At 68.4% G+C, this 13,595-nt stretch carries 14 protein-coding genes and 2 pseudogenes; 13 read left to right on the top strand and 3 right to left on the bottom strand.

Features of this window, described 5'->3' with window-relative positions:
- The 3 genes and pseudogenes from AB0M67_RS30705 (at position 1) to AB0M67_RS30695 (ending at position 1,712) form a co-directional block, all read left to right on the top strand.
- Positions 1-966 carry an ABC transporter substrate-binding protein gene (locus tag AB0M67_RS30705; protein WP_365750792.1) on the top strand — a complete coding sequence of 322 codons (966 nt, stop codon included), beginning with the start codon at positions 1-3 and terminating at the stop codon, positions 964-966.
- 102 nt (positions 967-1,068) lie between these two features.
- Positions 1,069-1,347 (top strand): annotated as a pseudogene (locus tag AB0M67_RS30700) (type II toxin-antitoxin system RelE/ParE family toxin); the annotation flags it as partial.
- Complete coding sequence (locus tag AB0M67_RS30695; protein WP_365750790.1) at positions 1,344-1,712, top strand: helix-turn-helix transcriptional regulator; 369 nt, start codon at positions 1,344-1,346, stop codon at positions 1,710-1,712. The pseudogene AB0M67_RS30700 and the gene AB0M67_RS30695, both read left to right, overlap by 4 nt.
- Before the next feature lie 58 nt (positions 1,713-1,770).
- On the opposite strand, the gene AB0M67_RS30690 is transcribed toward AB0M67_RS30695, so the two are convergent.
- Positions 1,771-2,292: a carboxymuconolactone decarboxylase family protein gene (locus AB0M67_RS30690; RefSeq protein WP_365750788.1), complete on the bottom strand. Its 522-nt coding sequence runs from the start codon at positions 2,290-2,292 to the stop codon at positions 1,771-1,773.
- Between the two features lie 47 nt (positions 2,293-2,339).
- Between AB0M67_RS30690 and AB0M67_RS30685 the strand changes: the two genes are divergently transcribed.
- Together AB0M67_RS30685 and hemC are read left to right on the top strand one after the other, a co-directional pair.
- On the top strand, positions 2,340-3,767 hold the full coding sequence (locus tag AB0M67_RS30685; RefSeq protein WP_365750786.1) for a PLP-dependent aminotransferase family protein: 1,428 nt from the start codon (positions 2,340-2,342) through the stop codon (positions 3,765-3,767).
- 217 nt (positions 3,768-3,984) lie between these two features.
- Positions 3,985-4,929 carry a hydroxymethylbilane synthase gene (gene hemC, locus AB0M67_RS30680; RefSeq protein WP_365750904.1) on the top strand — a complete coding sequence of 315 codons (945 nt, stop codon included), beginning with the start codon at positions 3,985-3,987 and terminating at the stop codon, positions 4,927-4,929.
- On the opposite strand, the gene AB0M67_RS30675 is transcribed toward hemC, so the two are convergent.
- Both AB0M67_RS30675 and AB0M67_RS30670 read right to left on the bottom strand, forming a co-directional pair.
- A complete protein-coding gene (locus AB0M67_RS30675) occupies positions 4,922-5,323 on the bottom strand; it encodes a hypothetical protein (RefSeq protein ID WP_365750784.1) in 402 nt (133 codons plus the stop codon). The genes hemC and AB0M67_RS30675 overlap by 8 nt on opposite strands.
- A 74-nt stretch (positions 5,324-5,397) precedes the next feature.
- Positions 5,398-5,895 (bottom strand): annotated as a pseudogene (locus AB0M67_RS30670) (hypothetical protein); the annotation flags it as partial.
- Positions 5,896-6,287: 392 nt separating this feature from the next.
- Here AB0M67_RS30670 and AB0M67_RS30665 point away from each other — a divergent pair.
- From AB0M67_RS30665 to AB0M67_RS30630, 8 genes are all read left to right on the top strand, one after another.
- Positions 6,288-7,622, top strand: coding sequence for a tetratricopeptide repeat protein (locus AB0M67_RS30665; protein WP_365750782.1), 1,335 nt, complete (start codon positions 6,288-6,290; stop codon positions 7,620-7,622).
- 181 nt (positions 7,623-7,803) lie between these two features.
- Complete coding sequence (locus tag AB0M67_RS30660; protein ID WP_365750780.1) at positions 7,804-8,205, top strand: VOC family protein; 402 nt, start codon at positions 7,804-7,806, stop codon at positions 8,203-8,205.
- A gap of 188 nt (positions 8,206-8,393) precedes the next feature.
- A complete protein-coding gene (locus AB0M67_RS30655; protein WP_365750778.1) occupies positions 8,394-8,774 on the top strand; it encodes a hypothetical protein in 381 nt (126 codons plus the stop codon).
- Positions 8,775-8,993: 219 nt separating this feature from the next.
- Positions 8,994-10,445 (top strand): hypothetical protein, encoded by a 1,452-nt coding sequence (locus tag AB0M67_RS30650; protein WP_365750776.1) that lies wholly within the window; start codon positions 8,994-8,996, stop codon positions 10,443-10,445.
- Between the two features lie 18 nt (positions 10,446-10,463).
- Positions 10,464-11,075, top strand: coding sequence for a hypothetical protein (locus tag AB0M67_RS30645; protein WP_365750774.1), 612 nt, complete (start codon positions 10,464-10,466; stop codon positions 11,073-11,075).
- Between the two features lie 66 nt (positions 11,076-11,141).
- Positions 11,142-11,984, top strand: a complete 843-nt coding sequence (locus tag AB0M67_RS30640) for a histidine kinase (RefSeq protein ID WP_365750772.1) — start codon at positions 11,142-11,144, stop codon at positions 11,982-11,984.
- Between the two features lie 77 nt (positions 11,985-12,061).
- Positions 12,062-12,346 (top strand): hypothetical protein, encoded by a 285-nt coding sequence (locus AB0M67_RS30635; RefSeq protein ID WP_365750770.1) that lies wholly within the window; start codon positions 12,062-12,064, stop codon positions 12,344-12,346.
- A 32-nt stretch (positions 12,347-12,378) separates the two neighbouring features.
- Positions 12,379-13,560, top strand: a complete 1,182-nt coding sequence (locus tag AB0M67_RS30630) for a glutathionylspermidine synthase family protein (RefSeq protein ID WP_365750768.1) — start codon at positions 12,379-12,381, stop codon at positions 13,558-13,560.
- The last annotated feature ends 35 nt before the right edge of the window (positions 13,561-13,595 follow it).

Genomic DNA, 13,595 nt, shown 5'->3' with positions numbered 1-13,595 from the left:
ATGGCCCGTACGCACAGGACCCTGGCCGTCCTCACCTCGGCGGGCGCCCTGCTCGCGGTCACCGGCTGCGGCGCGGCCGACATGACCAAGCAGGCGTCCCCGTACGCGAACGCGCAGGGCGCGAAGACCGTCACCCTCTCCGTGCAGTCCTGGGTCGGCGCGCAGGCCAATGTGGCCGTGGCCTCGTATCTGCTCGAACACGAGCTGGGCTACCGCGTGGACACCGTCCAGGTAGACGAGGTCCCCGCCTGGGACGCCCTCAGCCAGGGCCGGGTCGACGCCATCCTGGAGGACTGGGGCCACCCGGAGCAGGAAGCGCGGTACGTCGACGAGAAGAAGACGATCGCGCCGGGCGGGGGCCTCGGCGTCACCGGCCATATCGGCTGGTTCGTACCGACGTACTTCGCCGAGCGCCACCCGGACATCACGGACTGGCGCAACCTCAACAAGTACGCCTCCCAGCTCCGCACCGCGGAGAGCGGCGGCAAGGGCCAACTGCTCGACGGCTCGCCGTCGTACGTCACCAATGACAAGGCGCTGGTGAACAACCTGGAGCTGGACTACCAGGTCGTCTTCGCGGGCTCGGAGGCGGCGCAGATCACCCAGATCACGCAGTTCGCCAAGGAGAAGAAACCCTTCCTCACCTACTGGTACAAGCCGCAGTGGCTGTTCGAGAAGGTGCCCATGACGGAGGTGAGGCTCCCGGCGTACAAGGAGGGCTGCGACGCCGACCCCGAGAAGGTGGCCTGCGCCTATCCGCACACCCCGCTCCAGAAGTTCCTCAACGCGGACTTCGCGAAGAAGGGCGGGAGCGCGGCCCGGTTCCTGGAGAACTTCACCTGGACGACCGAGCAGCAGAACGAGGTCGCCCTGATGATCGCGGAGCAGAAGCTCTCGCCGGAGGAGGCGGCCGAGAAGTGGGTCACGGCGAATGAGCCGACCTGGAAGAAGTGGCTCACGGAGTAGGCGGAAGGGGACGGCGGCGAAGTGGGGACGGCAGCCCGACGACGGCGGAACGGCTCGTCGTCGGGCGCGGCGCCCATATCGATTTCTATATAATCGCTGGTGGACAGGCTCGCGGCAGAGCCGACGACTCTGGCGGAACCGTACTCCCGCCACCTCGGCGGCAAGGTTCGTGAGCTGCGCTTCACTATGGATGGCAACGCGGTGCGCATCACGTACTGGCTCACTGGCGACCGCCGCATCGTGCTGTTGACCGTGTTCCGCAAGTCCAGGCAGCGCGAGGCTGCCGAGGTCGAACGCGCGCAGCAAGCGCAGAAGGTGTGTCAGTCGGACCATGAGCCGGCCGCGCACGACTATGACCGGATCAACGGGGAGAGGCCATGAACCACTCGCAGTGGAAGACTCGTCGGACCAGGAAGCTCCTGGGCGAGACGGTCGAGGAGTCCCCGGCCTACATCGAGGCCGGATACGCGCTCGCGCTCGGCCAGGCCGTTTACGACCGGCGTACTGAACTCGGTCTGTCACAGGCCGAGCTGGCCCGGCGTGCCGACATGACCCAGCCGCAGATCTCCAACATCGAGGGCGGCGATTCCGTACCGACCCTGCCCCTGCTCACACGTCTGGCCAAGGCCATGGACGCGTCGCTGACCATTGACCTGGACGGCGACACCTCGGCGTTCGTCTTTACCGCGCACGGCAGCCGCTCGCCTCATGACGCTCCGGCGGATGGACGCTCGCCGGCCGCGTGACCTCTCGACTCGCTCGCGGCGCGGTCGTGGTGCAGGGCGCGGGACGCCATGGCCGTCATCAGTGCTTGAACTGACCGGGCGTGTAGTGGCCGGGGGCCGTCCTGGTGGTCACCCCGAACCGGTTCCAGGCGTTGATCACCGTGATCGCGGAGATCAGCTGGGCCAGCTCGGCCTCGTCGAAGTGGGCCGCGACCCTCTCGTACACCTCGTCCGGCACGAAACCGTCGGTCAGTACGGTGACCGCCTCGGTCAGCTCGATCGCCGCGATCTCCTTCGGCGTGTAGAAGTGCCGCGACTCCTCCCAGGCGCTGAGCTGGATGATCCGCTCCACCGACTCGCCCGCCGCCAGCGCGTCCTTGGTGTGCATGTCGAGACAGAACGCGCAGTGGTTGAGCTGGGAAGCGCGGATCTTGACCAGTTCGAGCAGGGTCGGATCGACGCCCTGCCGGGCCGCGGCGTCCAGCCGGACCATGGCCTTGTACACCTCGGGGGCGAGCTTGGCCATGTTCAGGCGGGGGGTGTGCTCCGGGGCGTATTCCGTGGACGCGCTCGCAGTGTCTGTCGTGTTCGTCGTCGTCATGGGTACGACGCTACGCGCCCAGTGGCACCCCGGTATGGTCCACTTACATGACGGATTCCTGGGCCAATACGTCGATCGCCGGTGTCGATCTGCATCTGGAGCTGCGCGGGTCCGGGCTGCGCTCCGGGCTCATGGACGCCTTGCGCGACGCCATCCGCACGGGCCGCCTCGCGCCCGGCACCCGGCTGCCGTCCTCCCGTTCGCTCGCCGCCGATCTGGGTATCGCCCGTAACACCGTCGCCGACGCGTACGCCGAGCTGGTCGCCGAGGGCTGGCTCACCGCGCGGCAGGGCTCGGGGACCCGGGTGGCCCGCCGCGCCGAGCCCCGCAGAGCCGCGCCCGCCGCCCCCAGAGCACGGCCGGTCCGGCGCGGGCCCGCGTACAGCCTGATGCCGGGCACCCCCGACCTCGCCGCGTTCCCCCGGGCGCAGTGGCTCACGGCCGCCCGCCGGGCGCTGACGGCCGCGCCGCACGAGGCCTTCGGGTACGGCGACCCCCGGGGCCGGATCGAGCTGCGTACCGTCCTCGCCGACTATCTGGCGCGGGCGCGCGGCGTGTACGCCGACCCCGGGCGGATCGTCGTCTGCTCGGGCTTCGTCCACGGGCTGTCGCTGCTCGGGAAGGTCCTGGCCGCGCGCCGGGTGCGCGCGGTGGCGACCGAGTCGTACGGCCTCGACGAGCACCGGAGGCTGCTCACCGCGGCCGGGCTGCGGATCCCCGCGCTCGCGCTGGACGCGCGCGGCACCCGTACCGAGGACCTGGCCGGGCTGTCCGCCCCGGCGGGCGCCCGTGGCGTCGGCGCCGTGCTGCTGACGCCCGCGCACCAGTTTCCGACGGGTGTGGCGCTCCACCCCGACCGGCGCGCGGCGGCCGTGGACTGGGCACGCGGTACGGGCGGGCTGATCCTGGAGGACGACTACGACGGGGAGTTCCGGTACGACCGCCAGCCCGTCGGCGCCCTGCAAGGACTCGACCCCGAACGGGTCGTGTACCTCGGCACGGCGAGCAAGTCCCTGGCACCGGGGCTACGGCTCGGATGGCTGGTGCTGCCCGGGGAGTTGGCCGGAGAGGTGGTGGCGGCGAAGGGAGAGGTGGGCTGGGCGTCGAGCGCGCTGGATCAGCTCACGCTCGCGGAGTTCATCGCCTCGGGCGCGTACGACCGTCATGTCCGCTCCTCGCGGCTGCGCTACCGGCGCCGCCGCGACCAGCTTGTGCGGGCGCTGGCGGACAGGGCGCCCGGCATCAGCGTGAGCGGGATCGCGGCCGGCCTGCACGCCGTCCTCGAACTGCCGCCCGGCAGCGAACGCTCGGTCATCGAGGCGGCGGCCTGGCAGGGGCTCGCGGTGGAGGGCCTGTCCCGCTTTGTCCACCCCTCCACCTCGCCGGGCCGCGACGCCCTGGTGGTCGGCTACGCCACCCCACCGGACAGCGCGTGGACGGGCGCGCTGGACGCGCTGTGCCGCGTACTGCCGTGAGCCGCGCGGGCCGTGAGCCGTAGGGCCGTGAGCCGCGCGGGCCGTGAGCGCGTAACCGCGAAGCCCCCGAAATGGCTGTAACGCGCAAAGGGGGCTCATCCAGTTCGCTCGTCCTTGGCCGCTTGTCCACGTGCCATGCCGACCCTGTGTCTGTATGAGCACGCTGTGCCGAGGCATAGCCTGATAGCACCTCGTCAGGCTCGGAGAGTTGGTCATCGTGGTTCAGTACCTCGTCGGCTCGCGCGCGAGCAACCTTGCCAAAGCTCAGGTACGGGAATACCTGCGCCCGCTGCGCGAGCGATTCCCGGAGACCGCTTTCACGCATCGGGTGATCCTGGAAGGGGGCGACAAGGACCGCAAGTCGCTCTTGTCGAGCGTGTCCGCCGTCAGCGGCGGATCGGCTTTCAGCACCGAGCAGGAAGCGGCGTTGTGCCGTGGTGACGTGGACGTGGTTGTCCATTCTCTGAAAGACCTTCCCACGGCGAACCCTCGCGGGCTCATGCTGTTGCCCCCGCCGGGACGTGAGGACGTGGGAGACGCGCTCTGCGGCTCGACCCTCGCCGGATTGAGGAAGGGGGCGAAAGTCGGAACGGGCGCTCCTCGCCGGATCGCGCAGCTCCTCGCGGTGCGGCCCGATCTCGAAATCGTCCCGATCCGGGGTAACGTCCCGCCCCGCCTGAAGAAGATCGAAACCATGGGGCTTGACGCGGTGGTCCTGGCGGTAGCGGGGCTTCGCAGGCTTGGCTTGGACGATGCGATCGGGGAAGTGCTGCCGCTCGACCTCTTCCCGCCGAGCCCTGGTCAAGGGGCACTCGGGATCCAGGTCCGTACGGACGCGAATTCGGCCCCGCTGCGCGAGATGCTGTCCACGGTCGGCGACGTGCGTGTCGACAGTCAGGCAAGGGCGGAGCGCGCACTGCTCGCCGAGCTCCACGGCGGGTGCAGTGTGCCCGTGGGCGCGTACGCGGAGACTCTGCCGGACGGGACTCTCAAGCTGTTCGGCCAAGTGACCTCGCTGGACGGTCAGCAGCGCGTTTCGGGCGCACTCACCGGCCCGTCCGACGAGCCGGAGAAGCTCGGTGGGACCCTGGCCGCCGACCTGATCGACCAGGGCGCGCATTCCATCCTTGACGCGGTGCGGGCCGCCCTCGCGGCTAGCTGAGTAGGCGCGCGATATCGAGCGCGGCGTATGTGACACTCGCGGATGCCCCCGCGCGCTTCAACATCGTGAACAGCTCGACCAGGAGGCGTACGTCCCGCCGCCCCGTCCCGGAGTCCACGCAGGTGAGCGCCTTGTACTCACCGGAGACCGAGAACGGGAACAGCGGTGCTCGCGTCTGCGTCCGGAGCGTGGCGAGTACATCGGCTGTGAACTGTGCCGGCTCCAGAAGGATCATGTCGGCCCCGTCCGCCTCCATACGTAAGGCGGTGTCAACGAACTGGTCGGCACGGCCCGGGTTGATCTGGAACTCCCGGTTGATCCCTGCTTTGGGAGTCGCCCCCATGGTGAGCCGGAATCCGTCGTACAGGCTCGACCAGAAGATGACGTGCGGCATGACGGACACCCCCTCGTGTCCCGTCTCGTCCAGCGCACGGCGGGCGGCGCCGGTGTGCCGAGCAGCATGGACGCGGGCCCGACGATGTCCGCGCCCGCTTCCGCGTGGACCACGGCTTGTGAGGCTGTTACTCGCACCGTCGCGGCGACGTCCGGCCGCCCGTGCTGGTCGGTGAGGTAGCAGACTCCATCGGTGGTGTACGAGCAGAGGCACGTTTCCGTCATGACCGCGATGCCGGGAGCTGCCTCCTTGGCCGCGTGGACAGCCCGGGCCATGAGCGAATCCGGCGCGAGCGAAATCTCCCCCGTGGCGTCCCGCGCGGCGGACTCGGCGAACAGCTTCACGGATCGGATACCGAGGGCGGCGCACTCGCGCATCACGGCGGGAATCTCAGCGACCGTGACCGTGGGCATGGGACGGTCGGCGGGCTCCTCGGTGACGAGCAGCACCATGGACAGATCGGCGGGGGTGAGCGTCTGCGGCTCCAGCAGACTCCGGACGGCCGGTCGGCTCCGGAGTGGGCTCGTCGCCCGGGTGGTTGTACGGTGGCTGCGCAGAGGGGCAACCGTCATGTGTCATTCCTCATTTCGGCTTTGTTGTGGCCGTCCTGGTCGTCTGCGAGGGTCGCCATACCGCTCAAGGTCAGGTCGGTATCCGCACTGGCCTGCCGGTACGGAGTCCGGCACACCCGGTTGTTCAAGGTTGGAGCCATACACGGCCATGCCGACCACGTCCGGGGCACAGCGCCGGGCAGTAAGCGGTAGAAGCCACTCGACTCGACCCGTGCGACCAACTCCGTGACGCTGTTGACCCGTTGAAAAGCCTGGTTCGCCATCGGTTGCCTTTCTTCTTCCGCCCCTTGCTGTGCTCGCTCTAGGCAACCGCTCCGTCACTCACAGCGGTACGGTGGGGAAGCGACCAACAGTTAAGAGGATTAAGCTGCGAGAACGCGGGAGTTGGGCCAGTGACGACACGACAGACGAACGCCGGGCTGGAGCGGCTGTACCGCGAGAGCGGGTGGACGCTGCGTCAACTCGCCCAAGCGGTCAACCGCGTCGGAACCGAGCGGGGAACGCCGCTCAAGTACTCACCGCCGTCGGTCCACCAGTGGCTACAAGGGCATATGCCACGCGAGACAGTCCGTCCCCTCATCCTCGAAGCGCTGGCACGGAGACTTCGCCGCCCGGTCACGTCCAGTGAGGCAGGCTTCCCCACGTCACCCGATCAGTTGAAGCAACCCGCCAGTACCGTGGAAGGGCTGCTTGATCTCGGGAGGCAAGACATGGATCCGTCACGCCGGAGAGTCCTCGGCGCGGGGCTTTTCTCTGTGGCGCTCACCATTCCGGGTTGGCCCGATGTGGTGGGGCGAATGGATGCCCTCAGGAGTGATCCACAGCGACGTATCGGAAAGTCGGAAGTTCAGGCGGTAACGGCGATGACCGACCGATTATCGGACCTTGACGACGAATTCGGCGGGCGCTATGCGCGTCCTATGGCTGCCGCTTTTCTGGTCAACACGGTTGCCCCATACTTGAAAGCAAGCGCATCGGATGAAATCCGCGAATCGATGATGTCTGCCGCTTCCTTTCTCTGTTACCTGACTGGATGGATGGCAGTGGATGAGGGGGCGCATGGTCGGGCGCAAGAGTATTACGTGAAGAGCTTGGAGTTGGCGGGCGCAAGTGGCGACCACATGACCTATTGCCATGTCCTACGAGGCATGTCAGTGCAAGCCGCAAATCTGGGCCACGGCGCGCCGGCGGTACGGCTCGCGAACGCTGCCGCGGAGGCATCACCCGAGTCCAGCCCCCGCATGCGTGCATTTCTCGCCGGACAACAGGCACACTCGTACGCGCTGGCAGGCGAGAAGACCAACGCGCTGAACAGCCTCCGCGAGGCAGAACGCGCGGTGAATCAGGCGGAGAGTCAATTCGGGACGTTCGGCGGATTCAGTTCGTCAACATTGGCGTATGCCACATCGGAAGTCAGACATGCTTTGGGTGACGTGAAAGGCAGCGTTGAATCCCTTCACGACCATTTTCGTCTGCGGGATTCCACCGACAGTAAGAGGTCGGAAGTGAAATTCGGTGCGATACTGGCCGAACGGCAACTCGAAGTGGGATACCTGGAGGCGGCTTGCGCCACCTGGAATAAGGTGCTGGACGCTTATCCGGCGATCCATTCCGGGCGAATCGATGGACAGGTCGCCAAGATCCCATCCTTGCTCGCGCCCTATCGCTCGAACTCAGTCGCTCGGCAGCTTCTTGAGCGCTCGCGTGACGTATCCCCGAAGCCGTGAGCCGCGCCGGGGCCGGGGCCCGGGCGTCGTGCCGTACCGCTGGCGCGGGTCCGTAGGGAGTAACGGGCGAGACAGCCCCCGGGGCCCGGCCTACGCTGGTCACTACGGCATCGCGTGTCGGTCACCGTCCGGGTGAGGCATGGAGGTGCCGGTGAGTTGGCCCTTACGGAGGCATTCCACAGTGCCAGTCCAGCTGAATCACACCATCGTCCATTCCAAGAACAAACGGGAATCCGCCGAGTTCGTCGCGCGGATCCTCGGCCTTGAGGTCGGGGACGAGTGGGGCCCGTTCATCCCCGTGGAACTGAGCAACGGCGTCACCCTCGACTTCGCGACGACTCCGGAAGAGCCGATCGCCGCACAGCACTACGCCTTCCTGGTCACCGAGGCGGAGTTCGACGGGATCTTTCAGCGGATCCAGGACGCCGGGCTCACGTACTACGCCGATCCGCACCGCGAGCGTCCCGGCGAGATCAACCACAACGACGGCGGGCGCGGCGTGTACTTTCTGGATCCCGCCGGTCACGCACTGGAAGCGATCACCCGTCCCTACGGAGGGGGCGGGAGCTGGAGCGCGTCATAAGGCAGCGTCGTCCGCCCCGGGGTCCCGCCCCCGGGGCGGACGGCGTCGGCGAACCAGCCCTCGGTAGCGGCCGATTGTAGTTATACAATCCCACTGCGAAATCGCGATCGTGGTACCGAAAACGGGGGTTTACGGACATGGGATTCGAGCAGGGCTTGGCTCCTTCGCAAGGTGGGCCGACCACCTCCATGCGGCTCAACAGACTCCCGGACGAGGACCGCCCGCCCGCATCGGCGCCGGGCGGCGGCGCCCCCGATCTCGCGTCGACGCCGGCCCAGAAGCGCGCGGCAGCGAACACCATCGAGACGGAACTCCAGCCGAACACCAAGAAGGCCGGGGACTGGGCCGACGCGTCGATGACCACCGCGATCAGCGCCTTCTCCGGTTGGGCCACCGCCGCCGGGCTGAAGACGGTGCAGACCACCTGGGAGAGCCAGGTGAAGACTCTCGTGGGACGGCTGAACACGGAGAAGGGCGCCCTGCGGGCGACGGTCACCATCTTGACGGGGACCGATGTCGACCGCCGCGGCACCCTCAGCGGTATCCCGTCGAGTTTCGACGCGTACTGACCGACGTCGACATACCGACACGTACCGACATACCGACACGTACCGACATACCGACACGTACCGACATACCGACACGTACCGACATACCGACACGTACCGACGTACGAAACGTACTGACGTACCGAAACGTAACGAAGAGTACCGACACGTACCGTCGCGCCGCGTCCCGATCTCCGGACCGCGTGACGCGCCCACGTCGTCTCCCGGGGGAACACCAGCATGCTGACGTATCACGAGGTCATGACCACCGACTTCGGTGGACTGAACGCCGCCGCCGACAAGTGGCAGGAGATGGCCGAGGAGTTCCACAAGGTCGAGAAGCGCTACCGCGACAGCGTCCAGAAGATCACCATGGACGGCACCTGGCTCGGCGACAGCTCCGTCCGCGCGCACACCAACTTCGCCGCGACCCGCTACGAGTACACGGCCGCGCAGACCCAGGCGAAGGCGACCGCCACCCTGCTGCGCAACGCGCACCAGCAGTTCACCGACCTGAAGAAGCAGTTGGAGAACGCCCGCGCCGACGCGATCAAGGCCGGTATGAAGGTCTCGGAGCAGGGCAACGTCGAGTTCGACTACGCCGCGCTCACCGAGGCCGAGCGCGCCGCGACCCGTCACGACCCCGACTACGCCAAGAGCATCCGGGAGAGCGTGCAGTCCTGGACGGAGTACATCAAGTCCTGCGTCAAGGCGGTCGACGACGCCGACGGGGACCTGAAGAAGGACCTGGAGGCCGTGGTCAAGGACGGCCAGGGCAACAAGAACGACGGAACGCCCGGTACCGGCTTCAACGGCGACGCCGGCGCGGTGGCGAAGTCCGACGACAAGCAGAAGCAGGACCGCCTCGATCTCGCGTGGCTCGAAAAGCGCGACAACGAGACCCTCGACGACTACATCAAGCGCCTCCAGCGCGACGGCATGACCCGTCTCACCGGCAACCCCGAGCTGGCGAAGCTGGTGTCGCAGGTGTCGAACGGGGCGATCACGGTCGGCGCGTTCGCCGGTTCGCTCACCGCGGCCGGCCTGTACTCCTACAAGCTGGTCAAGGTGTTGAAGGGCGACATCCCCCACGCCCCGGGCACCCTCATCAGCCGCACGATCAACACCCGTCTCGCGGGTGCGCCGCCCGGCAGTCTGCTCAGCCGTATCCCGGCCGGCGCGGTCTCGGCGTTGACCGGCTCCGACGAGGCCGCCATGTTCGGCGGCTATATGCGCAACGGCGCCTTCTTCATGCCCACGGCCTCCGAGGCCAACCTCGCCAGGGTGGCGTCACAGGGCGGTCTGGCGAACGCCGCGAAGGCGGCCGGCTGGCTGCGCGGAGCCGGCGTGGTGGGCGGTGTCGCGTCGACGGCGTACGGCGTCGCCAACCTCGCGACGTACGACACCGACATGATCAAGGCGAATCCGTCGAAGTTCGCGACCGACCTCACCGGGACCGCGTTCAGTGCCTCGATGACGGCTCTGACCGTGGCTCCCAACCCCGTTACGCTCGGCCTGGCCGTCGGTACCGGTGCCGCCTACGCGGGCGCCCTGATCTGGGACAACCACGAGGCCATCGGCAAGGGCCTCGACAAGGCCGGGGACTGGGTCGGCGACAAGGCGTCGGACATCGGAGACGGTATCGCCGGCGGGGCGAAGAAGCTGGGCAGCGCCCTCAACCCGTTCGACTGAAGGAGCTGAAGGAGACCGATGCATACCGCCACCGCCCCGATCACGCTGGAGTTCTGGAAGGAGGGCCGCACGCACGAGCGGCGCGCCGGCTACCGGGGCGCCTCACCGGAGTTCGGCGAGATCGTGCTGACCTGCCCGCTGCCCAGGAAGACCACCCCGGGCAGCGTGGTCTCCGAGGTACGCGGCACCCTCATCCCCACCGCGACGTTCGAGACCCGCGGCATCCACACCGAGGCGGCGGACCTGCCGACGCTCAACCGCTCCACCCTCAGGGTCGGTGACGCGATGGTGTACCTGCGGCGCAACCGCTTCGGGCTGACGCACAAGGCACGTGCCCTGCACTTCAAGTACGGCGGGGACCACTACCGGCTGTGGGCGGTCAACCGGAAGCAGTACGTACTGCTGAGGGAGGCCGACAACGAGGACCCGGGTGTCTCCGTCTCGGCCAAGCAGTCCGGGATCGGCGCGAGCAAGAAGCTGGTGGTGTCGGTGACCGGCCGGGCCGTCGCCGCGGACATCGCGCTCGTCACGCTCTTCGCCGGGGTGGACCGGGCCCCGCTGACCAGGGGCGGTGCTGTACGGGCCGCCCTCTCGCGGTCCACCCGGCTCTTCGCGGAGAGCCAGTCCTGAGCGGTTCCGGCCGGAGCACGGCAGCCGACGACCCATCCGACCAGTAGCAAAGCGAGTGTTCTGCCCATGCCTTCGTACGACATCACCCGGCCCCGATTCCGGCTGGCCGACGAGCACGTCATCGTCCTCACCGAACTGGCGACCGGCCGGCCCGTGCCCGACGAGTACACCGCGGCCGGGGACGAACTGCGGCAGTGCGGTCTGCTCGGCCGGGGCGGTGAGCTGTCCGTTCTGCTGCTGCCTGTGATGAAGACGCTCGTCAACCCGGTCGTGGTCATCTCGCTGGAGGCCACGGGCCGTCAGGGAACCCTGAACCACGGGCTGATCATCGGGGAGGACCATGTGGTCGCCCACCAGTCCTGGCCAGGAGAGCGTGAGGCCGAGTACGCGACGGTCGAGCCGAAGACGCTGGTCTGGGCGATGGCGAACATGGTGAACCTCCAGCAGTCCGCCGCCGTGCGCGACGCGGGGCTCGCCGTCGTCGAGACGACCGTGGCAGCGCTCGAAGCGGGCGTCGGGAGCGTGGCGGACGTCCCCGCCGCCGCGTCCGGCGGAGCGGAGCGGGAGCACATCCGCGCCGCCCTGGAGTCGACCGGCACCCTGGAAGAACCGGCGCTCGCGCTGTTCGCCGACATGATCGGCGAACTACGGTCGAGCTGGCGCATGACCGCGGCCTGGCGGGGCCGCGACGGCGGCCAGGACGGCGTGGCGGTCCGCGGCTTCGGCGTCTGGGACTGCGGCCCCCTGGGGTACTGGCACCGCGAACTGCCCGCGGAGCCGGTCGCCCCGGGGCAGGTCGGCCCGGCGAGCGCGGTACGGCTGACGAGGACCGACGCGAAGCGGATCTGGGAGATGATCACGGATCTGCTCCCGGCGGAGGGCGAGATCCGCCGCGCGGCCGGCCGATAGCGGCCCGGGCCCGACCATGGCTCGGTTCAGTCGGGCCGCTTATGGTGTTTTCACAACAACGGGGGAAGGGGCGGGATATGACCGCTACGCGTCCACGGAGGCTGAGGTCGAGCACGGTCGTGCTCGGAAGCATGGGGGTCCTCGCCGTCACGATCACGTCCTGCGGCTCGGATCCGGACAAGCGGTGCGCCGACCGGACGACCCGGCAGACCCTGCCCAGCTCCGAGTGCAAGAGCGGCGGCAGCGGCTCGTACTACTACGGGGGATCGAGCAGCAAGGGCAAGGTCGACGGCGGCAGCTTCGACAAGGCGGCCGTCGACCGGGGCGGTTTCGGCTGTTCCTCCGGCTCCGGCGGGGGCTGAGTGGTCCTGGCCGGCCGACCGCTGATCCGTTGATGAAACGTCACACCATACGGCCCCGCCCCGACTGGCAGCGGATTGTCGAGGAGCAGGGCGTCATCTACCCGCTCACCCGCTACCCGGACGACTCGCTGCGGCCGTACTGGGACGAGAGCGCCTACTACTCCTTCACGCTGCCCGAGATCGAGGCGCTCGAAGAGGTCGTCGAAGAGCTGCACGCCCTCTGTCTGGGCGCCGCCGCGCATATCGTCGAACACGACCGCTTCGCCGATCTCGGCATCACCGACCCCCGGCTCGCCGCCCTGATAGCCGAGTCCTGGCGGCGTCGCGCCGAACTGCCCTCCATCTACGGTCGGTTCGATCTGCACTACGACGGCACGGGTCCGGCCAAGATGCTGGAGTACAACGCCGACACCCCCACCTCACTGGTCGAGGCCGCGAGCGCCCAGTGGTTCTGGATGGAGGACCGGTTCCCCCATGCCGACCAGTGGAACTCCCTGCACGAACGGCTGGTCGCCGCCTGGAAACGGCAGTCCGGCCTCCTCCCGCCCGGCCCGGTGCACTTCGCGCACTCCGACGGCGACGAACTGGGCGAGGATCTGATGACGGTCGCGTATCTGCGCGAGACCGCCGAGCAGGCCGGCCTGGCGACGGAAGCGCTCTCCGTCGAACAGATCGGCTGGGACCGGCTGTCGGGCCGTTTCGTGGACGACCGGCTGCGCTTCATCCGCAGCTGCTTCAAGCTCTACCCCTGGGAGTGGCTGGCCACCGACCGCTTCGGTCCGTACGTCCAGGACACCCTGGACAACGGCGGCGGTACGGGCACCACCTGCTGGATCGAACCCGCCTGGAAGATGCTCCTCTCCAACAAGGCGCTCCTGGCGATCCTCTGGGAACTCCACCCCGGCCACCCCAACCTGCTGCCCTCGTATCTCGACGGCCCCCGCGAACTGGCCGCCTCCCGCGGCTATGTGGCCAAGCCCCTCCTCGGCAGGGAAGGCGCCGGTGTCACGATCCACGAGCCGGGGGCGCCCCCGGTGCTACGCGACGAGCCCTGCTGCTACCAGGAGTTGGCGCCGCTGCCCGACTTCGACGGCAACCGCGTGGTGCTCGGCGCGTGGGTGGTCGAGGACGAGGCGGCGGGCCTCGGCATCCGCGAGTCCTCGGGCCTGATCACCGACGAGTACGCCCGCTTCCTGCCACACGTGATCCTCTAGACGAGTACGTCCCACGTGACGTCGTCCGCCCGGGG

The sequence above is a fragment of the Streptomyces sp. NPDC051662 genome (assembly GCF_040681655.1).
In the GTDB taxonomy this organism is placed as follows: domain Bacteria; phylum Actinomycetota; class Actinomycetes; order Streptomycetales; family Streptomycetaceae; genus Streptomyces.
This window is presented reverse-complemented; position numbering and strand designations above follow the sequence as displayed.

Coding starts and splice junctions, on each gene's coding strand:
- AB0M67_RS30645 (WP_365750774.1), top strand. CDS start 10,464: ATGCATACCGCCACCGCCCCGATCACGCTGGAGTTCTGGAAGGAGGGC.
- AB0M67_RS30630 (WP_365750768.1), top strand. CDS start 12,379: ATGAAACGTCACACCATACGGCCCCGCCCCGACTGGCAGCGGATTGTC.
- AB0M67_RS30635 (WP_365750770.1), top strand. CDS start 12,062: ATGACCGCTACGCGTCCACGGAGGCTGAGGTCGAGCACGGTCGTGCTC.
- AB0M67_RS30705 (WP_365750792.1), top strand. CDS start 1: ATGGCCCGTACGCACAGGACCCTGGCCGTCCTCACCTCGGCGGGCGCC.
- AB0M67_RS30655 (WP_365750778.1), top strand. CDS start 8,394: ATGCGGCTCAACAGACTCCCGGACGAGGACCGCCCGCCCGCATCGGCG.
- AB0M67_RS30690 (WP_365750788.1), bottom strand. CDS start 2,292: ATGACGACGACGAACACGACAGACACTGCGAGCGCGTCCACGGAATAC.
- AB0M67_RS30695 (WP_365750790.1), top strand. CDS start 1,344: ATGAACCACTCGCAGTGGAAGACTCGTCGGACCAGGAAGCTCCTGGGC.
- AB0M67_RS30650 (WP_365750776.1), top strand. CDS start 8,994: ATGCTGACGTATCACGAGGTCATGACCACCGACTTCGGTGGACTGAAC.
- AB0M67_RS30640 (WP_365750772.1), top strand. CDS start 11,142: ATGCCTTCGTACGACATCACCCGGCCCCGATTCCGGCTGGCCGACGAG.
- AB0M67_RS30675 (WP_365750784.1), bottom strand. CDS start 5,323: ATGCCGCACGTCATCTTCTGGTCGAGCCTGTACGACGGATTCCGGCTC.
- AB0M67_RS30685 (WP_365750786.1), top strand. CDS start 2,340: ATGACGGATTCCTGGGCCAATACGTCGATCGCCGGTGTCGATCTGCAT.